At 43.0% G+C, this 23,362-nt stretch carries 19 protein-coding genes; 11 read left to right on the plus strand and 8 right to left on the minus strand.

Annotation, left to right across the window (positions count from 1 at the left end):
* Nucleotides 1-5 precede the first annotated feature (5 nt).
* Genes ABXT42_RS05280 through murB form a run of 3 tightly spaced genes read left to right on the plus strand, consistent with a single transcriptional unit; the run spans nucleotide 6 to nucleotide 2,058 of the window.
* Nucleotides 6-188: a Trm112 family protein gene (locus ABXT42_RS05280; RefSeq protein ID WP_443629326.1), complete on the plus strand. Its 183-nt coding sequence runs from the start codon at nucleotides 6-8 to the stop codon at nucleotides 186-188.
* A complete protein-coding gene (gene kdsB, locus ABXT42_RS05285; protein WP_443629327.1) occupies nucleotides 188-961 on the plus strand; it encodes a 3-deoxy-manno-octulosonate cytidylyltransferase in 774 nt (257 codons plus the stop codon). Before ABXT42_RS05280 ends, kdsB begins: the two co-directional genes overlap by 1 nt.
* Nucleotides 958-2,058 (plus strand): UDP-N-acetylmuramate dehydrogenase, encoded by a 1,101-nt coding sequence (gene murB / locus ABXT42_RS05290; RefSeq protein WP_443629328.1) that lies wholly within the window; start codon nucleotides 958-960, stop codon nucleotides 2,056-2,058. Before kdsB ends, murB begins: the two co-directional genes overlap by 4 nt.
* Here murB and rne read toward each other — a convergent pair.
* Complete coding sequence (rne, locus tag ABXT42_RS05295) at nucleotides 2,055-4,925, minus strand: ribonuclease E (RefSeq protein WP_443629329.1); 2,871 nt, start codon at nucleotides 4,923-4,925, stop codon at nucleotides 2,055-2,057. The genes murB and rne overlap by 4 nt on opposite strands.
* 624 nt (nucleotides 4,926-5,549) lie before the next feature.
* Between rne and rluC the strand changes: the two genes are divergently transcribed.
* From rluC to ABXT42_RS05310, 3 genes are all read left to right on the plus strand, one after another.
* Complete coding sequence (gene rluC, locus ABXT42_RS05300; RefSeq protein ID WP_443629330.1) at nucleotides 5,550-6,515, plus strand: 23S rRNA pseudouridine(955/2504/2580) synthase RluC; 966 nt, start codon at nucleotides 5,550-5,552, stop codon at nucleotides 6,513-6,515.
* A gap of 83 nt (nucleotides 6,516-6,598) precedes the next feature.
* A complete protein-coding gene (locus ABXT42_RS05305; protein ID WP_443629331.1) occupies nucleotides 6,599-8,212 on the plus strand; it encodes an acyl-CoA synthetase in 1,614 nt (537 codons plus the stop codon).
* 82 nt (nucleotides 8,213-8,294) lie between these two features.
* Nucleotides 8,295-9,401: a hypothetical protein gene (locus ABXT42_RS05310; RefSeq protein ID WP_443629332.1), complete on the plus strand. Its 1,107-nt coding sequence runs from the start codon at nucleotides 8,295-8,297 to the stop codon at nucleotides 9,399-9,401.
* Between the two features lie 7 nt (nucleotides 9,402-9,408).
* On the opposite strand, the gene ABXT42_RS05315 is transcribed toward ABXT42_RS05310, so the two are convergent.
* Nucleotides 9,409-9,837, minus strand: a complete 429-nt coding sequence (locus tag ABXT42_RS05315) for a MaoC family dehydratase (protein WP_443629333.1) — start codon at nucleotides 9,835-9,837, stop codon at nucleotides 9,409-9,411.
* 155 nt (nucleotides 9,838-9,992) lie between these two features.
* Between ABXT42_RS05315 and ABXT42_RS05320 the strand changes: the two genes are divergently transcribed.
* Nucleotides 9,993-11,756: an acyl-CoA dehydrogenase family protein gene (locus ABXT42_RS05320; RefSeq protein ID WP_443629334.1), complete on the plus strand. Its 1,764-nt coding sequence runs from the start codon at nucleotides 9,993-9,995 to the stop codon at nucleotides 11,754-11,756.
* A 104-nt stretch (nucleotides 11,757-11,860) separates the two neighbouring features.
* Here the strand turns inward: ABXT42_RS05320 and ABXT42_RS05325 are convergent, their stop codons facing one another.
* From ABXT42_RS05325 to msrA, 4 genes are all read right to left on the minus strand, one after another.
* Complete coding sequence (locus tag ABXT42_RS05325) at nucleotides 11,861-12,790, minus strand: electron transfer flavoprotein subunit alpha/FixB family protein (RefSeq protein WP_443629335.1); 930 nt, start codon at nucleotides 12,788-12,790, stop codon at nucleotides 11,861-11,863.
* Between the two features lie 8 nt (nucleotides 12,791-12,798).
* Nucleotides 12,799-13,548, minus strand: coding sequence for an electron transfer flavoprotein subunit beta/FixA family protein (locus tag ABXT42_RS05330; protein WP_443629336.1), 750 nt, complete (start codon nucleotides 13,546-13,548; stop codon nucleotides 12,799-12,801).
* Between the two features lie 162 nt (nucleotides 13,549-13,710).
* Nucleotides 13,711-16,236 (minus strand): GcvT family protein, encoded by a 2,526-nt coding sequence (locus ABXT42_RS05335; protein WP_443629337.1) that lies wholly within the window; start codon nucleotides 16,234-16,236, stop codon nucleotides 13,711-13,713.
* A 162-nt stretch (nucleotides 16,237-16,398) separates the two neighbouring features.
* Nucleotides 16,399-16,872, minus strand: coding sequence for a peptide-methionine (S)-S-oxide reductase MsrA (gene msrA, locus ABXT42_RS05340; RefSeq protein ID WP_443629338.1), 474 nt, complete (start codon nucleotides 16,870-16,872; stop codon nucleotides 16,399-16,401).
* Between the two features lie 244 nt (nucleotides 16,873-17,116).
* On the opposite strand from msrA, the gene trpS reads away from it, so the two are divergent.
* From trpS to yidD, 4 genes are all read left to right on the plus strand, one after another.
* A complete protein-coding gene (trpS, locus tag ABXT42_RS05345; RefSeq protein ID WP_443629339.1) occupies nucleotides 17,117-18,439 on the plus strand; it encodes a tryptophan--tRNA ligase in 1,323 nt (440 codons plus the stop codon).
* Between the two features lie 14 nt (nucleotides 18,440-18,453).
* Complete coding sequence (locus ABXT42_RS05350; protein ID WP_443629340.1) at nucleotides 18,454-19,158, plus strand: response regulator; 705 nt, start codon at nucleotides 18,454-18,456, stop codon at nucleotides 19,156-19,158.
* A complete protein-coding gene (locus tag ABXT42_RS05355) occupies nucleotides 19,158-21,290 on the plus strand; it encodes an ATP-binding protein (RefSeq protein WP_443629341.1) in 2,133 nt (710 codons plus the stop codon). The genes ABXT42_RS05350 and ABXT42_RS05355 overlap by 1 nt, the downstream gene beginning before the upstream one ends.
* Before the next feature lie 85 nt (nucleotides 21,291-21,375).
* Nucleotides 21,376-21,579 carry a membrane protein insertion efficiency factor YidD gene (yidD, locus tag ABXT42_RS05360; protein ID WP_443629445.1) on the plus strand — a complete coding sequence of 68 codons (204 nt, stop codon included), beginning with the start codon at nucleotides 21,376-21,378 and terminating at the stop codon, nucleotides 21,577-21,579.
* 12 nt (nucleotides 21,580-21,591) lie between these two features.
* Here the strand turns inward: yidD and rnt are convergent, their stop codons facing one another.
* On the minus strand, nucleotides 21,592-22,227 hold the full coding sequence (gene rnt, locus ABXT42_RS05365; RefSeq protein WP_443629446.1) for a ribonuclease T: 636 nt from the start codon (nucleotides 22,225-22,227) through the stop codon (nucleotides 21,592-21,594).
* Nucleotides 22,228-22,234: 7 nt separating this feature from the next.
* Nucleotides 22,235-23,260 (minus strand): dihydroorotase, encoded by a 1,026-nt coding sequence (pyrC, locus tag ABXT42_RS05370; RefSeq protein ID WP_443629342.1) that lies wholly within the window; start codon nucleotides 23,258-23,260, stop codon nucleotides 22,235-22,237.
* Nucleotides 23,261-23,362: the final 102 nt, after the last annotated feature.

Raw genomic sequence — 23,362 nt, forward strand, 5'->3', positions numbered from 1 at the left:
GTCCCATGGATAAGAAGTTATTAGAAGTGCTTGCGTGCCCAGTAAGCCACGGCCAACTGTTTTATCATACGCCAACGAATGAACTTTTTTGTCCTGCAAGTGGTTTAGCTTATCCGATTGATGCAGGTATTCCTGTGTTGTTAGAAGATAAAGCCAGGCCACTTACAGAAGATGAGAAGTCAGCTTAATGTCATTTTCTGTAGTCATTCCAGCAAGGTTTCAATCCAGTCGCTTACCAGGTAAGCCGCTTTTGGATCTTGGAGGAATGAGTATGCTTCAAAGGGTTTATCAACAGGCCTGTAAAAGTGGCGCATCGCAAATTTATATTGCAACAGATCATAGCGACATTCAAACGCACGCAAAGCTCTTTTGCGACCAAGTTATTATGACCAGTGAGAATCATGCCACAGGTACTGATAGGCTGCAGGAAGTGGTCACGAAGCTTGCCTTACCCGAAGATCATATTGTTGTTAACGTGCAAGGGGATGAGCCATTAATCCCTCCTACATTAATTAACCAAGTTGCACATAATTTACAGCGTTACTCTAATGCGTCCATTGCTACTTTGGCCGAGCAGATTAATGATGTAGAGCAGGTGTTTGATACTAATGCTGTGAAGCTAGTGCGCAATGGCGCTAACATGGCAATGTACTTCTCTCGTGCTCCGTTACCTTGGAATCGCAGTTGGAATGAGACTGATAGTAAATCGCTAACTAGGGATGTTTATCTACGACACATAGGCCTTTACGCCTATCGTGTGAGCTTTCTTCACCGTTATGTGACATGGCCTCAGGCAAGTTATGAGTCTCTTGAAAGTCTTGAGCAACTTAGAGCATTACACCATGGTGAGAGCATACATGTTGATTTAGCGCCACAAGGTATGCCAGGTGGCGTAGATACTCCTGACGATCTAATACGTATGCGTAAATTACTGGCATCAATGCCTATGGGAAATGGATGAAACCTCAGCTTAAGGTGAGCCTTAAACCCTATAACACCCTCAGTTTAGACGTTAAGGCTGATTACTTTATGTGTATCAATAACCTTGACGACTTACATACAGCTCGCCACTTCTGCCAAATTAACCATTGCCCATGGCTGCTCATAGGTGGTGGTAGTAATCTTGTGTTAACGCAAGATTTTGAAGGCTTAGTAATGTTAATGGCCATGGATAAGGTGTTTTGGCCATCTAACACTGCTTTCAAAAAAACTTCAGAAAAGTTCGCTTTGAGTGCGCAAGCAGGTTACGAATGGGATCGTTTAGTTGAAGAGTCTATACAAAAAGGCGCTAGTGGGTTGGAAAATCTATCACTCATTCCAGGGCAAGTAGGTGCTGCACCTATTCAGAATATAGGTGCCTATGGAGTAGAGCTTGAAAATTGCCTTAGCAGTGTTGATGTATTTGATTTTCAGACTGGGCAAACATTCAGATTAAGTACTAAGGATTGCAAGCTTGGCTATAGGGACAGTATATTTAAGTCTCATACGCACTGGATTGTGATACAAGTTAATTTAACTTTAAATTACGAGCATAATCCTCAGGTTGGCTATGGCATTATTACTGACACTATAGCCTCTGTTGCAGGGCAATCTGCAGATAACCCATCAGCGCAACAGATACGCGATGCTGTGATACATATTCGCCGCACTAAGTTACCAGACCCAAAGCAGATCCCAAATGTAGGCAGTTTTTTTAAGAATCCAGTGGTTACTAGTGAGAAAGTAGAACAGCTGATGAAAATTTGGCCAGCTCTTGTGGCTTATCCATTACCATCAATTGTGGCCACACAATCTACACAAACAGATACACGTTATCATAAATTAGCAGCAGGCTGGCTAATTGATCAATTAGGATGGAAGGGCTTTATACAAGGTGAAGTAGGGGTGCATGAACATCAAGCGCTGGTATTAGTGTGCTCAGGCTCTGCGAAGGGTAAGGACGTACTAGACTTGGCTTTGCGTATAAAAGCCGATGTGGATGCCAAATATGGTGTCAAGTTAGAAATAGAACCTCGGCTGTTTGACAACCGAGGCGAGTTTACCTATAACTTAGATTAAGCTTCTTTTGCCGCTTCTTCAGCAGCTGCCTTTTCACGACGACGTTTTTCACGAGGGTCGTTATGGGCACGCTGACCAGATGGGCGTGGAGCTACTTCACTCACTGCTGCTGGAGCGCTGACAGGCGTTGTTTCTGTGACAACGTCAGCTTTTTTCTCAGTGGTTTTTTCAAGAACAGCTTCAGAGGCCTTTTCTACTGTTGCTTCAACTTCAACTTCAACTTCAACTGCTTTAGTGGTTTTGGCTGCAACTTCCACTACCTTTTCCTCAGATTTAGCTTCAACCTCTACTTCAGCCTTTACTTCAACAGGGGTTTGGTTAGCTGATTCGCTTGGAGTTACCACAACTGATTCAACTGATTCAACTGATGTTTTAGGATTTGGTGTTGTAGCTTCAATCGAAGTTTCAGTTGTCACTTCCACTGCAACTTCGCTAACCTTAACTTCTTTGGGCTTGCGTTCACGGGGTTTGCGCTGGCGAGGCTTCTTTTCAGCAGCTTCTTTTTTGGGTGCGGCTTTTGTATCTGAAGTTGTTTCAACTACTTCATCAACTGTCACTTCAGCTACGGCTTCAACAACAGATTCAACGATTACTTCAGTAGGTGCGGTAACTTCTGTGTTTAAAGTCACATCAGTAGTTGCATCTGCCTTTACGTTTTCATCTACAGCGACTTCTACGTTTTGCTTTTGATTGCTGCGCTTACCACTACGATCGCGACGACGCTTCTGGTCACGCGTACGGTTGGAGTTAGATTCATACGCTTCCTCTGCTACTGGCGGAGCTTGTGTTGTAGCTTCTACAGCTTCAACCTTGGGTTCACGAGGTTTATTACGCGTGTCTTGGCGGCGGTTGTTATTGCGCTTTTCATCTGTATTTCGCTCACTCTTACGTTCTTCATTACGAAGTGTCGCAGGCGCTTCATTACGTGAACTGTTGCGATTATCTGTCGTGGCTTCGTTACGTTTTTCATCACGAGACTCATTGCGTCGATTACCATTGCGACCGCGACGACGATCATCGTTTTGGTTACGGTTTTGGGTATTTCGAGAGCCATTGCGTGAATCATTACGCGAGTCACTGCGTGAATCGTCGCGAGAAGAAGGCGCTTTTACAGGTGCTTTTGCTACAACTTTAACTTTAGGTTTGCCGTTAATTAGTCGGCCTAAAGCTTTAGCGATACGAGCACCTAAGCCTAGTGGATTGACAGGCTTTGTTGGAGCTGTTTTAGCTTTAATTGGCGCAACAGCTTCTGCTTTTGGAGCTTTTTTAGCGGGTTGAATGCTTTCAACTGCAGGCTTTTCCATGGCTAAAGGTGTTTTAGCATCAAATTCTTTAGCATCAAAATGATGCTGAACTAAATCGATTTCGTAGCTAGTTTCGCCTGCCTGCGCTGCTTCATGGTCATCGCGCAAACGGCTCACTTCAAAATGAGGTGTGTCCATTTGTGGGTTTGGAATGATTACTACACGCACACCCACTGTTTTTTCTACTTCTAAAATTTCAGCACGTTTTTCGTTAAGTAAATAAGTTGCCATATTTACAGGTAACACCACGCGAATTTCTGCAGAGCGATCTTTACTGGCTTCTTCGTTGATTAGACGAATGATAGATAAGGCTAGTGAGGCAACATCACGAATACTGCCTTGTCCACTACAGCGTGGGCATACGATGCCAGAGGTTTCACCCAGGGAAGGGCGTAAACGTTGACGAGACATTTCCATTAAGCCAAAGCGAGAAATACGTCCGACTTGAACGCGAGCACGGTCAAGTTTTAAACTATCACGTAGTTTGTTCTCAACAGCACGTTGATTGCGCATTGGGCCCATGTCTATAAAGTCGATAACAACCAAGCCACCCATGTCACGCAAGCGTAATTGGCGAGCAATTTCTTCTGCTGCTTCTAGGTTGGTGTTTAAGGCAGTTTCTTCTATGTCACTGCCTTTAGTTGCTCTAGCTGAGTTAATATCAATAGATACGAGTGCTTCTGTAGGATCGATAACAATGGCACCGCCAGAAGGTAGTGTCACTTCTCGCTGGAAAGCAGTCTCAATTTGAGATTCAATTTGGAAGCGATTGAACAAGGGGATTTCTTGATCATAAAACTTGATCTTGCTCTCATAACTTGGCATGACTTGCTGAACAAAAGTTAATACGTCCTGGTATACCTTAGGCTCATCAATTAATACCTCGCCAATGTCTGGACGTAAGTAGTCACGCATAGCCCGGATGATGACGTTACTTTCTTGATAAATTAAGAATGGAGCAGCTTGTTTATCAGACGCTGCAGTAATGGATTCCCATAACTGTTGCAAGTAGTCTAGATCCCACTGTATATCTTCTGCACTGCGGCCAATACCTGCTGTGCGTACAATAACGCCAGACTCAGCAGGTACATTCAATTGATTCATAACCTCACGTAGCTGAGATCTTTCCTCGCCTTCAATGCGACGCGAAATGCCTCCAGCTCTTGGGTTATTAGGCATTAATACTAAGTAGCGGCCAGCAAGGCTAATGAATGTAGTTAAGGCTGCGCCTTTGTTACCACGTTCTTCTTTATCAACCTGAACAACAATTTCTTGACCTTCTTTTACTAATTCCCGAATACTGGAGCGACCACTTTGTGAAGGGTCTTTAAAATACTCGCGGGAAATTTCTTTTAGGGGTAAAAAACCGTGTCGTTCGGAGCCATAGTCAACAAACGCAGCTTCTAAGCTAGGCTCTACACGGGTGATACGGCCACGGTAAATGTTGGCCTTTTTTTGTTCACGAGCGCCAGATTCAATATCTAGGTCGTACATACGCTGGCCATCGACCAGTGCAACGCGCAACTCTTCAGAGTGGGTTGCATTTATTAGCATTCTTTTCATGGTATTCAATTTCTTGAAGCCCATTTACCCTACGGCAATTAATATTTTTACGGGTGCACGAAGGCTTAAAGAGCCCTTTGGGTGTAGGAAACCGCTACCTTCTCGGATAAATATGCCTTGCACTGTGCAGTTCATATTATGTTAATGGTCTGTTTTATCTAACAATATCAATCATATAGGTTAACCTTTATGTTAACTCACCAGCAGCTTCGTTAAAATTTTAAAAAAGCCCTGTTTATTCTATTTAGTTGTTACTATTTTTTGTGCTTACTTCAGCACTGTAATTTTTTCAGACCGATCCATGGGTAGGGTACATCCACACCTAAACACCAAGCATAAATTAATTCGCCGTAACTGGGTAAAACGGGTGGTTTTACGTTAAATAACTGGGAATACCCCAAGTTACAGCCTATTTCATTTGGATTTTGCGGTCTCGGTGTATACATCGAGTGTTAACGGCAAAATCAACGGGTTGGATTTGTCAAACCCCACCTAAAAATTTGTTTACTGAATTGGGCCATTAAATTTCTTGCCCATTAACTGATTTATTCTCAGTTTCAGTGGTCGCTATGTTACCATTCGCGCCCTTACCTCGCAATTAATAAAGCCATTAGTTTTTCATTTATGCAACAAAAGCCAACTCCCCCCCCAGAATTAACCGCTACTGCCGTTAAATATGTCTCTATAGATGAAGATAGAGCAGGTCAACGTATCGATAACTTTCTTATGACGCACCTTAAAGGTGCGCCTAAAAGCCTAATATATCGCATTGTTAGAAAAGGTGAAGTGCGTGTCAATAAAGGTAGAATTAAGCCTGACTATAAGCTTAAAGATGGGGATATTGTCAGAGTCCCTCCCGTTAAGCTTCCCGAACCTAATGCCCCAGCAGCAGTGAGTAAAGGTTTAGAGAAACAACTACGTGACGCCATATTATATGAAAGCCCAGGGTTATTAATTATTAATAAACCACATGGTTTAGCTGTGCATGGTGGTAGTGGCATTAATTTAGGTTTAATCGAAAGCCTTAGGCAGCTATACCCTAACGAGCGCTCGCTAGAACTTGTGCATCGTTTAGATCGCGATACGTCAGGTTGCATTATGGTTGCCAAAAAACGTTCTACACTGCGAGCTATTCACGCTCAGTTAAGAGATGGAGGTATCGATAAGGTATATCAAGCATTGGTGATTGGAGGCTGGCCTAAATCATGTCAAAAAGTCGATGCGCCATTAATGAAGAATGTAATTCAGTCTGGTGAGCGTATGGTGCGAGTAGAGCAAGAAGGTAAGCGTAGTATTACACGTTACAAAGTATTGCAAAATTTAGGTCAGTTTACTTTAATAGAGGCTAAGCCAATTACGGGTAGAACACACCAAATTAGGGTTCATTGCCAACATATGGGACATCCCATTGTAGGTGATCCTAAGTATGGTGTAGATCAGGTTAACCAAGAACAGCGACAGTTAGGATTAAATCGTTTGTTTTTACACGCAGCGCAATTGCGTTTAATAGACCCCAGTACAGAAAAGAAAATAGATGTAAAAGCACCTTTAGATGTGCGCTTACAGCAAGCTATTAAGCGATTGAATTAAAACACGACTAGTGCGTCTTCTGCTGGTACAAGTGGATATGTTTCGCTATTCTCAGTCAACTTCAAAATACACAAGGTACCGTTATGTATAATACAGATTTGGATAAGAATGACGCTAATTTCCAAAGCCTATCTCCTTTATCATTACTTAAACGTGCTGCGCAGGTCTACCCATCTATAAACGCCCAAGTATATGGAGATATTCGCCGTACTTGGTTACAAACCTACCAACGCTCTTGTGCTATGGCGAATGCGCTTATTAATAGGGGTGTTGGTTTAGGGGATACAGTCTCTGTAATCTCTCATAATGGCCCAGAGTTGTTTGAGTCACACTACGGCGTACCTATGGCAGGGGCAGTATTAAATGCCATCAATACTCGATTAGATGCAGCTACTATCGGTTTTATTTTTGATCACGCTGAAACTAAAGTTGTGTTTGTCGATAAGGAGTTTTCAGAGACTGTGTCTTTGGCGCTTACCTTGTGCAACACTAAGCCTTTGGTGGTCGATATTGACGATCCAACATTCAATGGAGGTCGTCTAATAGGCGAGCTAGATTATGAACAGCTTTTATCAGAAGGTGACCAAGATTATCAATGGCAGATGCCTGATGATGAATGGCAAGCGATTAGTCTAAATTACACATCAGGCACTACAGGTAATCCAAAAGGGGTGGTGTACCACCATCGAGGTGCTTATTTAACAGCGATGAATATGGCACTCACTTGGGATATGCCAAAATATCCAATATTTATGACAGTAGTGCCTATGTTCCACTGCAATGGTTGGTGTTTTCCATGGACCACTGCATTATTAGCTGGAACTAACGTATTTATTAGGCATTTAAAGCCGGAACTAATGCTTGATTTGATTAAGCAAGAAAAGGTGACCCATTTTGGTGGTGCTCCTATTGTTCTTAATATGATCAATAATGCGGATGATAAGCATAAGCAAGGCATCAATCACCAAGTTAAAGTAATGACTGCCGGAGCTGCTCCTCCAGCAGCTGTAATAGCTGCCATGGAAGAGTTAGGTTTTGAAGTAACACACGTTTATGGCTTAACTGAAACCTATGGTGCATGTGTAATTTGTGAATGGCAGCCTCAGATATGGGGTAATTTAAGCAATTCAGAAAAAGCGGCGTTAAAGTCTCGCCAAGGTGTAAGAGGTCCAGCGCAAGAAGATCATCTAGTCATGAACACAGATACCATGCTACCTGTGCCCAAAGACGGCGAAACTATTGGTGAAATATTTTTGCGTGGTAATATGGTAATGAAAGGCTATCTTAAAAACCCGACAGCTACAGCTCAAGCATTTGAAGGTGGGTGGTTTCGTTCGGGTGATCTTGCGGTATGGCATGCTGATGGCTACATGGAAATAAAAGACCGTGCCAAGGATATTATTATTTCTGGAGGAGAAAATATTTCTTCAATAGAAATAGAGGGTGTTTTATATAGTCATCCCGCTGTGCTTGAAGCTGCTGTTGTAGCTAGGCCAGATGAAAAATGGGGTGAAACACCATGTGCATTTGTTACTTTAAAGCCTAATGTCATAGCCTCAGAAGAAGATCTGATTAGCTACTGTAGGGCTCATATGGCGCGCTTTAAAGTGCCCAAACATGTTGTATTTGGCGACTTGCCAAAAACGGCTACAGGTAAGATCCAAAAGTTTGTATTACGTAAAATGGTGCCTGCGTAAATAAAATCAGGTAAACTTTTTAAATATATAAAGATAAATTCTTTGTTAGATATTTTTTAATTATTGGAGACATGTGAACCCTATGGGTGATCTTATTGATAAAGCGCACGTTTACACTTTGACCAGAGAGTTAATGCTATCTGGTAAAAAGGTGAGTGTGGAATCTGTTGCAGAAGAAATGAATATTGAAGCGACTCAAGAATTAGCTAGTGTATTAGAACATTGGTGGATGGAACAGGAAGCCTTAATCTCTTTTCGACGAACTATGCCTGCTCAAAATAGACCAAACGTGCCAGAAACAGTTTACCAATCGGTGCAATTAATCTGGGAAAATGCACTTAAAGATGTGCGCTTAGAGCTTGAATTATCAGACAAAAAGGACGCTATGTCTGGCCCGTCTGCAGTGGCACTGGAAGATGAGTTGTATCTGTCCAAAGCTCAGCTTGAAACCTTGGAAGACTCCAATCAACGATTACGTATTCAGCTCACTGAAAGTAAACATACGGTTAAAAACCTAGAAGCTGAAAGAGCCATGCTACGAAGTAACTTGCAATCTGCAGAAACAAATGTAAGTAGCATGGGGCATAAAGTGGCAGAGTTTAAAGGTGAAATGCAGCGTGCCCAATCTAGTAGTGAGGAAGCTAAGAAGCAGTTAGATAATAGAATGAAAGAAGAGGGTGTTCGCCATCAAGAAAACATCAGTAAATTAAAAAGCAAGATGAGCTATTACAGCCACCAGCTTGATAAGCTACGAGATGAGTGGGGCAAAAAAGAAATGGCTCTAAATTCTCAGATTCAGGATTTACAAGGTGAACTAGCAAGAAGTTCAGTGACCCTTGATACCCAGTTTAGCCAAATCCGCAGCCAAGAAGACGAGCTACGTAAGTATCGTGGTGAAATAACTAGTCAATCACGTGACATGTCAAAATCGACAAGTCAGGCTCTAGCTTCCACCAATCGATTAAAGCGCTTGGAAAGTGAGCTGCAACAGCGTGAGTTTGACGTTAAAGAATTAAAAAACCGTGCCATGGTAGATAAATCCGATACCAATAGGCGAGAAACCGATTTACGCACCTTGTTGAAATCTAGAGACAGTGAGAACTTTGAAATAAATAGTAAGCTTAACGACTTGCAGCGCGCTCTTATCGCTCGTGAAGAAGAAATAAGGCGCTTAACTTCTAAATTATAGGGAAAGTCTAAGCTTTCTTATCGACCATCATCGATGCCGTGCCGTCAGCTACTAGCTTATCATTCACAAAACATTGTGTTTTAAGGCTAACGCGACCACGGCGTTGGTTTATTTCTTCAATAGTTACTGTGGCCACAACGGTATCGTTGATATACACAGGGGCTCTAAACTTTATTTGCTGTTCTAAATAAATGCAGCCTGGGCCTGGCAATTGTGTTCCAAGCACTGTTGAGATTAATCCAGCACTTAACATACCATGAGCAATACACGTTTTAAATGGTGTGGTTGCAGCGTATGCTTCATCTATGTGCACAGGATTGGTATCGCCAGTAATAGTAGCAAAGGCCTTAACGTCTTGTGCTGTGAAGGTTTTCTCATAGCTTGATGCCATACCTATAGTTAAATCTTCTAAGTAATACCCGTGTTGATGAACCACATTCTTCTCCATTTTAATTGATCTGATAAGTTCTTTATGGAACCCATGGGTCAGCATGATAGGCATTATTTCGCTTGGCTACAAATGTCAGGCTAAAATTAGCGCAAATTAATGCATGTCACCTATATAAACACCTATTCAAAAGAGCCAATGCTATGAGCGATTATCAAGCCCCTTTAGATGAAATGAATTTTGTAGTTAACCGGTTGCTTGATTTGACAAATTTTGCCCGGGCCATTGATAACGAAGATGCAAGCGAAGACCTTTTACAAGCTGTGCTAACAGAGGCAGGTAAGTTGGCAACCCAAGTTTGGGCGCCTATAAACGCCTCTGGTGATAAAGAAGGGGTAAAGTTAACTGATCAAGGTGTTAAATCTGCAAGCGGTTTTAAACAAGCCTATCAAGAATATTCACAAGGTGGTTGGGGTGGTCTGTACTTTGATGAGCAATATGGAGGGCAAGGCTTACCGTTTAGTTTTGCTATGCCAGTTGCGGAAATGACTAACGCAGCTAACATGTCTCTTGGCCTCTGCCCCATGCTTACCGCTGGCGCTATCGAAGCCATAGCAGAGCATGGTAGTGAAACCCTAAAAGACACATACCTAGAAAAAATGGTGAGTGGCCAGTGGACAGGTACTATGAACCTTACCGAGCCCCATGCAGGCACAGACTTGGCAGCCATTACATCCACAGCCACCCCAGATGGCCAGCACTACCGTATTAAAGGTCAGAAAATCTATATCACCTGGGGTGATCATGATATGACGGACAATATTATTCATTTAGTACTGGCCAAGTTGCCCGATGCTCCAGAAGGAGTGAAAGGTATTTCTTTATTTTTAGTGCCTAAATTTCTTGTCAATACAGATGGTAGCTTAGGTGCACGTAATGATGCCCATGCTATTAACACAGAACATAAACTTGGCATACATGCCAGCCCAACCTGTGTGATGAGCTATGGCGATAATGGTGGAGCTATTGGTTATCTTGTTGGTCAGCCTCACCAAGGTTTGTCTGCTATGTTCACTATGATGAACAACGAACGTTTGGTCGTGGGCTTACAAGGTGTGAGTTTGTCAGATCGAGCATATCAAGGTGCCTTGAAGTATGCCCGTGAGCGCATTCAGTGCGCTCCTCCTGGCTCTAAGCAGCGCGGTGAGATTATTCATCACCCTGATGTGCGCAGAATGCTAATGACCATGCGTAGCATCACAGAGGCTGGTAGAGCCATCTCTTATGTTACTGCAGCTCAGATCGACTTAAGCCACAAAGCAAAAGATGAAACAGTCAGAGGTTTGGCATTAAAACGTGTCGGTTTATTAATCCCGATTGTGAAAGGTTGGTGTACTGAAGTTTCCCAAGAAATCACGTCTCTTGGCGTGCAAGTACACGGTGGTATGGGTTTTATAGAAGAAACTGGGGCTGCACAGCATCAAAGAGATGCTCGAATTCTTACTATTTATGAAGGCACTACCGGTATTCAAGCCTTAGATCTGGTGGGCAGAAAAACGCTATATGATCAAGGTGCAGCAATGGCTGATCTTGTGCAACAAATGCGTGATGATTTAGTATTACATGGAAATGCAGTTTCAACACAGCGCCAAGGTTATTTATCTGAGGCGATCGATGGGCTTGAGTCTAGTTATAAAATGTTGCTTAAAAATGCGCCAAATGACGTGATGTTTGCAGGGTCTGTAAGCTTTGATTTATTGATGCTAAGCGGTTACGTATGTGGGGCATGGCAAATGCTGCGTAGTGCTGGGTTAGTAGTGTTGGAAGAAAACGAAACTTTCAAATCTAATAAATTGGCAACAGTAGCTTATTATTTAGATCACATATTGCCTCGTTTTGAAGCTCACCGTCGTTCCATTGTTTCAGGTTGTGAAAGTGTGATGGCGATTGATGCTGAAAACTTATAAAAGTCATTAATCTTCAGGCAATAAAAAACCAGAATAAATCTGGTTTTTTATTGCTACTTTAAACCGTCAATACTAACTAAGTTCGCATTGACAACCCAAACCAATTATAAAGCTTGGTCCAACTCTGGAACAGCTTCAAATAAATCAGCAACTAAACCATAATCAGCTACCTGAAAAATAGGAGCTTCTGAATCCTTGTTGATCGCAACAATGGTTTTAGAGTCTTTCATGCCTGCTAAATGTTGAATTGCACCAGAAATACCCACAGCAATGTATAAGTCTGGAGCAATTACTTTACCTGTTTGCCCAACTTGATAGTCATTAGGTACAAAACCTGCGTCTACTGCTGCGCGTGATGCGCCTACTGCAGCGCCAAGTTTATCTGCTACGCTGTCAAGCATATGGAAATTTTCACCATTTTGCATACCACGGCCACCTGAGATGACGATAGCAGCAGAGGTAAGCTCTACACGTTCAGATACTGAAGTGGACAAGCCAATAAAGCGAGACATTTGTGTATCAGCTGCAGCGCTAATTGTTTCAATAGCTGCCGTGCCACCTGTTTCAGCAGCAGCTTCAAACTTTGTAGTACGCACGGTGATTAGTTTAATACTGTCACTTGATTGTACTTTGGCCATGGCGTTGCCGGCATAGACTGGTCGAACAAAAGTGTCAGCAGAAACAACTTCACTAATTTCAGAAATTTGACTCACATCTAATAACGCAGCGGCACGTGGCATAAAGTTTTTGCCAAAAGTAGTTGCTGCTGCTAATACATGGGTGTAGTTGCTAGTTAGAGAGACAATTAAATCGGCCATGTTCTCTGCCAATTGTCCTTCTAGGCTCGTATCATCTGCATGTAGTACGCGGCTTATTCCTACTACCTCAGAAGCAGCCGTTGCGGCTTCTGAGCAGCTGTTGCCAGCAACAAGAAGATCAATGTTGCCACCAATTTGTTGGGCAGCAGTGACAGTGTTTAAAGTAGCGCCAATTAAGCTGGCGTTATCATGTTCTGCAATAACTAAAATGCTCATAGTAACTCCTAAATAACCTTTGCTTCGTTGCGTAGTTTTTCAACTAACTCGGCAACATTTTCAACCATCACACCAGATGCACGTGCAGGTGGTTCCATCACTTCAATAGTCGTCATGCGATTAGCCGTATCTAAGCCTAAGTCTGCAATATCGATTTTTTCAAGTGGCTTACGTTTGGCTTTCATTACGTTGGGTAAAGAGGCGTAACGTGGCTCGTTTAATCGCAGGTCTGCAGTAATAACCGCCGGCATGTTCACATTAACCGTTTCCAGACCTGAGTCTACTTCACGTGTAACCTGAGCTGTGCCATCCACAATCTCTAGTTTGGAGGCAAAAGTAGCTTGAGGCCAACCTAAAAGTGCAGAAACCATTTGTCCAGTTTGGTTGCATTCGTCATCAATAGCCTGCTTGCCCACTAAAACTAAGTCTGGGCTTTCTTGGGCTACGATAGCTTTAAATATTTTAGCAATGGCTAAGGGTTCTAAAACATCTTCGGTGAGCACTAAGATTGCACGATCTGCACCTAGTGCTAGAGCATTACGAAGAGTTTCTTCAGACTTGGCTGCACCAACAGATAAAACAACCACTTCTTCTATGGTGCCTGCTTCACGTAAACGAATTGCTTCTTCTACAGCATTTTCGCAAAACGGGTTCATCGTCATTTTGGCATTGGTTAGGTCAATACCTGACTTATCTGCCTTAACGCGGGCTTTGACCTGAGGGTCTAGTACGCGTTTTACGCCAACTAAAACTTTCATGCACATGATCTCACTAAAAAATAAATGATATGTTAGTTTTTACTAACCTTATTAACAGCAGGCATTTTAAACCTACACATATAGAAGTCAACGCCGCCTCTATTAAAACTTAGCCTAAGGTTCATCCCTTAGGCTAGCGCTTCTCATTATTGCGTTTACGGACTAAGCGCGCAATTTGACGTTAGTAGGGTCAAACGGTGACTCTTCAACCACAGTAGCTTTGTACATTTCGCCCAAAATTTCAATTGCAACTTCAGTACCAATATCAGCGAAGCCAGTCTTTACCATTCCAAGGGCAAGGGACTTACCTACACGCCAGCCGTAACCACCAGAAGTTGTACGACCAATTAATTCGCCACCTTTGTAAATCGCTTCAGAACCACGTGCGTCTGCATCTGTTACACCGTGCACTTCAAACGTAGCGAAGGCATTTTCAGCACCGCGCTTCTCCCATGCAGTTAGAGCGTCTTTACCAATGAAGTCACCTTCTTTGTCTAAGCGTACAAAACGGCTTAGGGCAGATTCCATCGCCGAGTATTCGATAGACATTTCCCTTGGGATTAAGCGGTAAGATTTCTCTAGACGCATGCTGTCCATAGCCCGAATGCCAAATGGTTTGATGTCAAACTCGGCCCCTGCCTTCATGACTTCATCAAAGATATAATTTTGCATTTCAATAGGGTGGTGTAATTCGTAGCCTAGTTCACCAACAAAGTTAACGCGTAAAGCTTCAGCTGTAGCATAACCTACGTTGATTTTTTTACCGGTTAGCCACTTGAAACTTGAATTAGATAAGTCAGTATCGGTGATTTTTTGTAGCACTTCACGTGAACGTGGTCCAGCCAATACTAATACACCTGTGTTAGTTGTCACACGTTGAACATCTACGCTGCCATCTTTTGGCTTAAGCTTAAATAGATAGTCATGGTCATGTGTTTCAAAGGCTCCAGCAGACACAAGGTAATAGCTTTGTGGGCCAGTTTTGTAGACAGTGTATTCAGAACGTACACCGCCATTAAGTGTGAGCATGTGCACTAGTGAAATACGGCCAATAGTTTTAGGCATTTTATTAGCAAAAATATACTCTAACCATGCTTCAGCACCAGGGCCTTTAACAATGGCTTTAGCAAAGGCAGACATGTCTAGCAACCCCACCTTTTCGGTCACATGCTTACATTCGTTGCCTACAAAATCATGGTAGTTAGATCTACGGAACGAATTCTTTTCTACAATTGGACCGCCATCAAGTGGTTCAGAGAAGTTTTGATTCCAAAGCACCTGGTCTACATCATCAGTAGCTAACTCTTGTTCAGTTAACGCGTAATCTTTGGTGGGTAAAAACCAGTTAGGGCGTTCCCAGCCATACACACTGCCAAATACCGCACCCAGTGCTTTCATACGATCGTAGCAAGGTGTGGTCTTTAGCGGACGAGCAGCTTCACGCTCTTCGTCTGGGTAGTGAGTAGTAAATACGTTAGCGTAAGCTTCTTCGTTTTTCTCTTTCAAGTAACCACGAGTGGCATACGGGCCAAAACGACGTGGGTCTACACCCATCATGTCTACAGTAGGTTCACCGTCGATCATCCATTCAGCTAACTGCCAACCAGCGCCACCAGCAGCGGTAATGCCAAAAGAGTGACCTTCGTTGAGCCAGAAGTTCTTAAGGCCAGGAGCGGGTCCTACAATAGGGTTGCCGTCGGGTGTATAGGCAATAGCACCGTTGTAAACTTCCTTAACGCCAACCTCGGCAAAGGCAGGTACACGGTTCATACAAAATTCAATGTGAGGCATCAAACGATCTAACTCTTCGTTGAATAGCTCGTATTCACAGTCATCTGCTGGACCATCAACGTAAACGCAGGGTGCGTGTTTCTCGTATGGGCCTAATAACAAACCACCTTGTTCTTCACGTAAGTAGTAGCCACCGTCTGATTCGCGCAATACGCCCATCTCAGGCAAGCCTTGCTTTTTACGTTCTACAATCGCTGGATGCGGCTCAGTTACAATGAACTGATGCTCTACAGGAATTACAGGGATGTCTAGGCCAACCATTTCGCCCGTTTTACGAGCAAAACTGCCCGTACAAGAAACAACGTGCTCACAAGCGATATCACCTTTGTCGGTCTTAACAATCCAAGAGTTATCAACTTGCTGCTCAATAGCAGTTACCGAAGTATAGCGGTAAATTTCAGCCCCCATATCGCGGGCACCCTTACAAAGGGCTTGGGTAAGATCAGCAGGTTGGATGTAGCCATCATCTGGGTGTTGAATAGCGCCAAGTAACCCTTGTGTGTTACAAAGAGGCCATACTTCTTTCACTTGCTCAGGAGTGAGGAACTTAGTCTGTACGCCTACGGTTTTAGCAACACCGGCGTAATACTTGTATTCGTCCATGCGGTTTTCGCAGTTGGCCAAACGGATGTTGGATACCACTGAGAAACCTACACTCATGCCGGTTTCTTTTTCCAATTCATGGTAAAAATCAACTGAGTATTGGTGAAGTTTACCTACAGAGTAGCTCATATTAAAAAGCGGTAACAAACCAGCAGCATGCCATGTAGAGCCAGATGTGAGTTCTTTACGTTCGACCAAAACCACGTCGGTCCAACCTTTTTTGGCTAAATGATACAAAGTGCCTGCGCCGACAACACCGCCGCCTATAACGACAACTTTAGCAGAAGATTTCATGTGTGTTTGCTCCCGAGGAAAGGGTAAGTGACCCAATGTGCAAAATTGCCATTAGGCGGAAAATATCGAGCAGATTCTACCCATCAGTAGTGCAGCTAACTTGTCAAAAAGCGACTCACACTAACGAAGCACGAGACCTCTAATTAAGATGATTTAAATAGACTAGATAGAACAGCTAGTTTGACCGCGCTTTAACAGATATTTCTGATGATAGGTTTCTGCAAGATGATAGATTACTGCAGGCTCAATAATAGTCACGATAGGTGCTCTAAATGCGTCACTTTCGTCTAACGTTTTACGCATATCAAGAGCTAGTTGACGCTGGCTTTCATTGTTATAAAACACCACCGAACGATATTGTGTGCCAAAATCTGGACCTTGTTGGTTGGGTGTAGTGGGGTTGTGGTTTTGCCAAAATATTTCTAACAGTTGCGAGTAGGTTATGATGCTGTCATCAAAGGTGATTTGGACTACTTCAGCATGGCCTGTATCACCTTGGCATATGGCTGCATAATTAACTTGCGCAGTGTGCCCACCCATATAGCCTACAGAAGTTTGCGTAACGCCGTTTTGTGCTGCAAATAAAGATTCTACACCCCAAAAACAACCTGCACCAAATGTTGCTAACTGTTCCATTTTAAGTCCTTGATTATAGCATTAGTGAACATACCTTAACGGGGCATAGGTTTTGACGCAAGCAATTTAAGTAAGCTGTTTCTAAGCTATATTTTGGGCCTATTACCGACTGGATTATGAGTTCTAACAGGACAGTGTCGTAAGCAAATAGTAGGCTAAGCTGGATAAGCTTTTTTTGGGGCTAACGCAGGTGTAATTGGCTGTGTATAATAGCCTTTTTAAAGCGTAACAGTAGATTTCATACATGCAAGCCAAACAACGAGTGCTCACCGGCATTACCACTTCTGGAACACCTCATCTTGGTAATTACTTAGGTGCACTTAAACCCGCAGTTGCCGCAAGTCAAAAAGTGGATACCGATAGCTTTTACTTTCTTGCTGATTACCACGCGCTGATCAAATGCCAAGACCCTCAAACCTTGCATCGGTCTAGCCAAGAGATTGCGGCCATTTGGCTAGCACTAGGCCTGGACACTGACAAAGCGACCTTTTATCGTCAATCGGATATCCCAGAGATCCCCCAGCTGGCATGGTTTTTAACCTGTATGACAGCTAAAGGTATGATGAATAGATCGCATGCCTATAAAGCTTCTGTAGATGAGAATCAGCGCCAATCTAATACTGATCTTGATCAAGGTATTAACATGGGGTTGTTTAGTTACCCTATTTTAATGGCTGCTGATATTCTCATGTTTAATGCTCATCAAATTCCAGTGGGTAAAGATCAGATTCAGCATATTGAAATGTGCCGCGACATAGCCATGCGCTTTAATCATACTTACGGAGAACACTTTGTATTGCCAGAGGCGATGGTTGAAGAAGGTGACTCAAAGGTATTGTCAGGCCTTGATGGTCGTAAAATGAGCAAGAGCTACGGCAATATTATTCCATTATTCGCCCCAGCTGATGAATTAAAGAAGCTTATTTTTCAGATCACTACTAATAGCTTGCAACCTGGCCAAGTGAAAGACCCAGAAACTTGTACCTTGTTTGAAATCTATAGTGCTTTTGCTAGTGAGCAAGAAACATTAGCTATGCGCAACGCCTATGCAAACGGCATTGGCTGGGGTGATATGAAAGGTCAGTTATTTGAATACCTTAACGAATACCTCACACCTGCTCGCAAACGTTATGATGTTATTATAAAAGACCCAAGTTATATCGAAGCTGAACTACAAAAAGGAGCAACTAAGGCACGTGCTCATAGTCAACCATTTATGCAGCGCTTGCGTTCAGCTGTGGGTATCATGTCTTTTGTAGGAGGCATGGAAAGCAAACATTCTGGCTCCAAGGTAAAAAAAGAGCTGACTCAACAAGAGCAGATTAAAGCAGATGCTGGTAAAGCCAAAGCAGTGGCCATAGCCAAACAACGTGCTGAGCAAGAAATCCAAGAAGTGAGTCTAAAAGTTGATGCCTTGATGAATGGTATCAAGGAAAGTGGGGACGCAAAAACTGCTGCGATAACTGCTATGACACAGCTTAAGTTACAAATTGATAGCGCAAAAAAGAAAGCAAAAAAGACGTTGCAACTCACTCTTGAGTTACTTGAGAAGCGACTAGAGAATTAATTAAGGAGCCTTCTTTGGCCAAGCATATTGTTATAGTAGAAGATGATCAGGATCAACGAGATAACTATCAATTTGCTTTAGAGCAACGTGGTTATCAAGTGACTGCATATGCTGGTAAAGATGAAGCTGAGTCTGGTTTAAAGCTTCAGCGCCCCGATTTAGTCATCCTTGACATCATCATGCATGACAATATTGATGCCGGCTTTCAGCTGTGCGCAGCCTTATTGAAAATTCACCCAGAGCTTCCGGTGTTGTTTTTAACTGAGCGTATAGGAGAGATAGACCGAATTTTAGGTCTTAGAATGGGCGCTTGGGATTATCAACCTAAACCCGTATCACTAGACTTTCTTGCCGAAAAAGTGGCTACCTTAGTAAGGCTGGGCGATATTAGGATAGTTTCTGCAGAAACCAATGATCAAAAAGTAAAAGATATTGGTCACTTACAGTTACTTGAAGAAAGTCGCCAAGCAAAGTGGCAAGGCCAAGAAATACTAGGTCTTACCCTCACAGAGTTTCGCATGATTGAGGCTCTCACACGCAGGCCTGGTAACATACTTACCTATGACACTTTAGCCCAAGCCACCCATCAGCACTATGTGTCTAATAACACCATAAGCACACATATTCGAAACATAAAGCGTAAAATAAAATTGATAGACACTGATTTTGATGCCATAAAATCAGAATATGGCATGGGCTATCGATGGTCTGATCGCTAATGAATAACTCTAACAAACGTCTACGATTCAGATTCAACACCCAAGTGCTCGTCTTTGCTTTGGTTTTGGTAAGCATTCCTTGGTTGTCCTATCGATTTGTTGCTGAAACTCGTGTGTTTATGATCGAGGGGCAAACTCAGGCGCAAGAGCAGCTTGCTCGGGGTATTGTGACCTTGTTTCAAGGCCGAGATGATTTGTTAGCCGAGTTGCCATATTTAGATAGTCAGCAGGTGGTATTTAGCCATCCGTTAATTGGCACAGCCAAAGTAGATGGCTACACCAATGAATGGCTAGATTACCAATTGTTTGCGAAATATTTTGGTGCCGGTGAAGACAGTGAAGATGGTTATAGCTTATTGCTGGGTGAAAAGGATGACCGTATTTATGGTTTAGTACGTATTCAAGATGATAAAACAGTACTAAGGACCAAAGGCACTTCTAGGTTAGATATCAGCGACCATTTACGCCTTACCTTACCCGATAGAAATGGCAATAAAAGACGCTTAGTCATGGTTGCCACTAAACCCGGGGCTATGGAAGTCTGGTATGTTAAAGATGATTGGTCCACGGCACAATATATACGCCCGTCATCCTCATTTATTATTCAGGCGGTCATGAGGCCGTTAGTAGATGGTTATTTAGTTGAGTTTGCACTGCCGAAATATTTTTTAAATCAACGCCAAGAGTTTGGTTTAGCTGTCGCTGATGTAGACAGTGAAGACGGCACTATGCGCCATTTGAAAACTTTAGTAGGCACTGATACTACTATAGAAAGTCACTTTAACCTGTTAGCCATGCGGGCACCTGAAGCGAATAGAATTCTATCCAGTTTAAGTCGCTCTGATTCGCAAGTCGTTATTTATGATAATCACTTACAAGTGCGTGCAAGTGTTGGTCAAGTGAGCCCGGTAGCGTCTGAAAAAATCAACCCACAAGGTATTTTGGAGCGCATTCAAAGCTGGCTTAATAAAGGTTTAGATTGGTTTATTGCTATTCCGGCTTATTTAAATCCTGTACAAGCAGCAAGTGAAGAACGTGATTTACTTAATAGAGCTTTGGATAAAAAGTTTGTCAGTGGCCGCTGGCATAAAGGCCCGACCGAGCAAATACTGGCTGTTGCTGCACCCATTGTGGACCAAGAAGGTGAGCTTTTAGGTGTGGTGCTTATAAAACAATCCACAGCGCAAATATTAGGCTTACAAAGGCGAGCTATGGAAAATATTGCGCTGCTAAGCTTTTCCACTATGCTAACGATATTATTAGTACTGTTATTGTTTTCATGGCGTCAAGCGATGCGCATTAGGCGGCTAGGTAAAGAAGCCCAGCTTATTGTAGATCCTGATGGCAGGTTAAGAACTAACCGTTTATATAACGAAATTCGTGCGGGTGATGAAATAGGAGACTTAGCCCGCAGCTTTTCTGGTGTAGTCGCTAGGCTTCATGAACATCAAGAATTTATGAACACCATGCCGCGAACTTTGCGTCATGAAGTAAATAATCCGCTAAATGCAGCGATGACTTCATTAGAAAATTTACAAATGCATGGCGTTATAGAAGGCCAGCAGCGATATATTGATAGTGCCCAAAGAGGGTTGGTGAAAATTAGTGGCATTGTTGAGAAGCTAGCAGATGCAGCTAACTTGGAAGAAGCTTTACATGAGGACGAGTTAGAGCCCCTAAATTTGTTTCATCTGGTGAAAACCTACGTCCATCACCAAAACCCTGGCACCCTCGAAGACTTTGAAGATGTCGTTTTTGAGGCAGAGGATCAGGCAATATATGTTGCTGGCGTGGATTATCGGATAGAGCAATTACTGGACAAATTACTTGATAACGCTAGAGATTTTCGCACCAAAGATAGCATTATAATACTACGCTTGTATCAGCAAGAGTATGACTGTTATCTAGAAGTGGAAAACAGTGGCTCAATAATTCCAGAAGGCTTGCTTGCTGGCTTGTTCAATTCCATGGTTTCCGCTCGCACAGCAGGTGCAGGTCACGCACATTTTGGCTTGGGTCTATATGTTGTGCGCTTAATTAGCCAGTTTCACGGTGGCAGTGTATCAGCCCATAATTTAAGTCGTCCTGAAGGAGTAATGTTCAGGATAAGGCTGCCTATTTTGTTGGTGTAGACCCATGAATCAGCACACAAAAACCTCTTTTTTAGCAAAGGTAATGATACTCATAGTTAAAGGCTATCAGTACCTTTTAAGCCCTATGCTAGGCAGCAACTGCCGTTATTACCCAACTTGCTCAAGCTATACTATTGAAGCAATTAAATTACACGGGGCTTTAAAGGGTTTTGTTTTGGGTTTCTGGCGTATAGTGCGCTGTAATCCATTCTCAAAAGGGGGCTATGAGCCTGTTCCTGGTAGCTGCGAGCATAAAAAATGGTTAGCGCAAAAGGACAAATCAAACTAAAGGTTTAGTTTTTTAATCCAAACCAGCAAAAGGAAATTCGTCATCCTCTGCCTGCCATCCACCCAGTTGTTTCCATCGATTTACAATAGTGCAAAATAGCTCAGCAGTCTTTTGTGCATCATAACGAGCACTGTGAGCTTCTTCATTACTGAATCTTATATCAGCAGCAGCACATGCCTTAGCCAATACCGTTTGGCCATAAGCTAAGCCTGCCAGGGTGGCGGTATCAAAACAAGAGAAGGGATGAAAAGGGTTACGTTTTTGTTGGCAGCGGTGAACTGCGGCATTAATGAAATTTAAATCAAAGGCAGCATTATGTCCTACCAAAATAGCACGTTTACAACCACTTGCTTTTAACGCTTTGCGGATGGGTTTAAACAGTGTGTCAAGAGCTTGATGTTCACTAATAGCACCCCGTTCAGGATCTGATGGATCTATACCTGTAAACTCCAAGGCGGCAGCTTCTAAATTTGCACCTTCAAAAGGCTCTATGTGACATTCTATGGTTTCTTTGGCATAGAGTATGCCATCTTCATCCATATCAATAATCACAGCTGCAGCTTCTAGAAGGGCATCCGTATGACTGTTAAAGCCCGCGGTCTCCACGTCGATAATAATAGGCAAATAGCCCCGAAAACGATCTCTAATCACGCTACTATGCCTCCATTTTCCAGTTAAGTGTTTCACCAGCACCCAAAGGAATGATTAATTCATTGCCAAAGCTTAGGCTGGAAGGTACCTGCCAGCTGCGTCGAGTTAAGGTAATAGTTTCGCTGTTGCGAGCTAAGCCATAAAAATCGGGGCCATTTAAACTGGCAAATGCTTCCAGCTTATCCAAGGCATCAAAGGATTCAAATGCCTGAGCATAGAGTTCAATAGCTGCTGGTGAAGAGTAGCAGCCTGCGCATCCACATGCACTTTCTTTAGCGCCTTGGGCATGAGGTGCCGAGTCTGTGCCTAAAAAAAACTTCGTGTTACTTGTAGATACTGCTTGCTGCAATGCTTGCTGATGAGTATTGCGCTTAAGCACGGGTAGGCAGTATAGGTGGGTTTTAATACCACCTACGAGCATGTCGTTACGATTATATAGTAAGTGTTGGGGGGTGATGGTAGCGGCAACTAAGTCGCTTGCCCCAGTCACAAATTGAGCAGCTTCACTGGTGGTAATATGCTCAAAAACGCACTTTAATTTTGGAAAACGTTGTAATAGTGGTGCCAATTGTTGATCTATAAAGCCTTTTTCACGATCAAAAATATCTACGTGGCTGTGAGTCACCTCGCCATGCACCAGTAATGGCATGCCAAGCTCTTCAAGCTTTTCTATAGCAGGATAGATGTTTTCAATATTAGTGACTCCTGCCGCTGAATTTGTAGTGGCTCCAGCTGGATAAAGCTTCACTGCCTTAACAATGCCAGAATCAAAAGCCAATTGGATTTCTTGAGCGCTGGTGTGATCGGTTAAATACAATGTCATCAAGGGCGTTAAAGAGGTGTTTTGCGCATCCAATCGAGCTTTGTAAGCAATAGCCATGGCAGTATCGACCACAGGCGGCGATAGGTTTGGCATAATCATCGCGCGATTAAACTGTGCTGCAGTGTCTGCCACAGTGCGGGCAAGAACAGCACCGTCACGCAGGTGTAAATGCCAATCGTCAGGGCGGATTATAGTCAATGATTGCATGTGGGGTCTCTAGTTCAGTGGCTATTGGGTAGGATCAAACAATGATGATCATTTTATCAGGACTAGGGGTAATAAAATACTTAAAATCAGGTAATTTTTATA

The sequence above is a fragment of the Candidatus Njordibacter sp. Uisw_002 genome, assembly GCF_047730155.1.
GTDB lineage: Bacteria > Pseudomonadota > Gammaproteobacteria > Pseudomonadales > Balneatricaceae > Njordibacter.

Coding starts and splice junctions, on each gene's coding strand:
- ABXT42_RS05305 (WP_443629331.1), top strand. CDS start 6,599: ATGTATAATACAGATTTGGATAAGAATGACGCTAATTTCCAAAGCCTA.
- msrA (WP_443629338.1), bottom strand. CDS start 16,872: ATGGAACAGTTAGCAACATTTGGTGCAGGTTGTTTTTGGGGTGTAGAA.
- ABXT42_RS05280 (WP_443629326.1), top strand. CDS start 6: ATGGATAAGAAGTTATTAGAAGTGCTTGCGTGCCCAGTAAGCCACGGC.
- ABXT42_RS05310 (WP_443629332.1), top strand. CDS start 8,295: ATGGGTGATCTTATTGATAAAGCGCACGTTTACACTTTGACCAGAGAG.
- ABXT42_RS05335 (WP_443629337.1), bottom strand. CDS start 16,236: ATGAAATCTTCTGCTAAAGTTGTCGTTATAGGCGGCGGTGTTGTCGGC.
- rluC (WP_443629330.1), top strand. CDS start 5,550: ATGCAACAAAAGCCAACTCCCCCCCCAGAATTAACCGCTACTGCCGTT.
- pyrC (WP_443629342.1), bottom strand. CDS start 23,260: ATGCAATCATTGACTATAATCCGCCCTGACGATTGGCATTTACACCTG.
- murB (WP_443629328.1), top strand. CDS start 958: ATGAAACCTCAGCTTAAGGTGAGCCTTAAACCCTATAACACCCTCAGT.
- ABXT42_RS05320 (WP_443629334.1), top strand. CDS start 9,993: ATGAGCGATTATCAAGCCCCTTTAGATGAAATGAATTTTGTAGTTAAC.
- ABXT42_RS05330 (WP_443629336.1), bottom strand. CDS start 13,548: ATGAAAGTTTTAGTTGGCGTAAAACGCGTACTAGACCCTCAGGTCAAA.
- rne (WP_443629329.1), bottom strand. CDS start 4,925: ATGAAAAGAATGCTAATAAATGCAACCCACTCTGAAGAGTTGCGCGTT.
- ABXT42_RS05325 (WP_443629335.1), bottom strand. CDS start 12,790: ATGAGCATTTTAGTTATTGCAGAACATGATAACGCCAGCTTAATTGGC.
- trpS (WP_443629339.1), top strand. CDS start 17,117: ATGCAAGCCAAACAACGAGTGCTCACCGGCATTACCACTTCTGGAACA.
- kdsB (WP_443629327.1), top strand. CDS start 188: ATGTCATTTTCTGTAGTCATTCCAGCAAGGTTTCAATCCAGTCGCTTA.
- ABXT42_RS05355 (WP_443629341.1), top strand. CDS start 19,158: ATGAATAACTCTAACAAACGTCTACGATTCAGATTCAACACCCAAGTG.
- yidD (WP_443629445.1), top strand. CDS start 21,376: ATGCTAGGCAGCAACTGCCGTTATTACCCAACTTGCTCAAGCTATACT.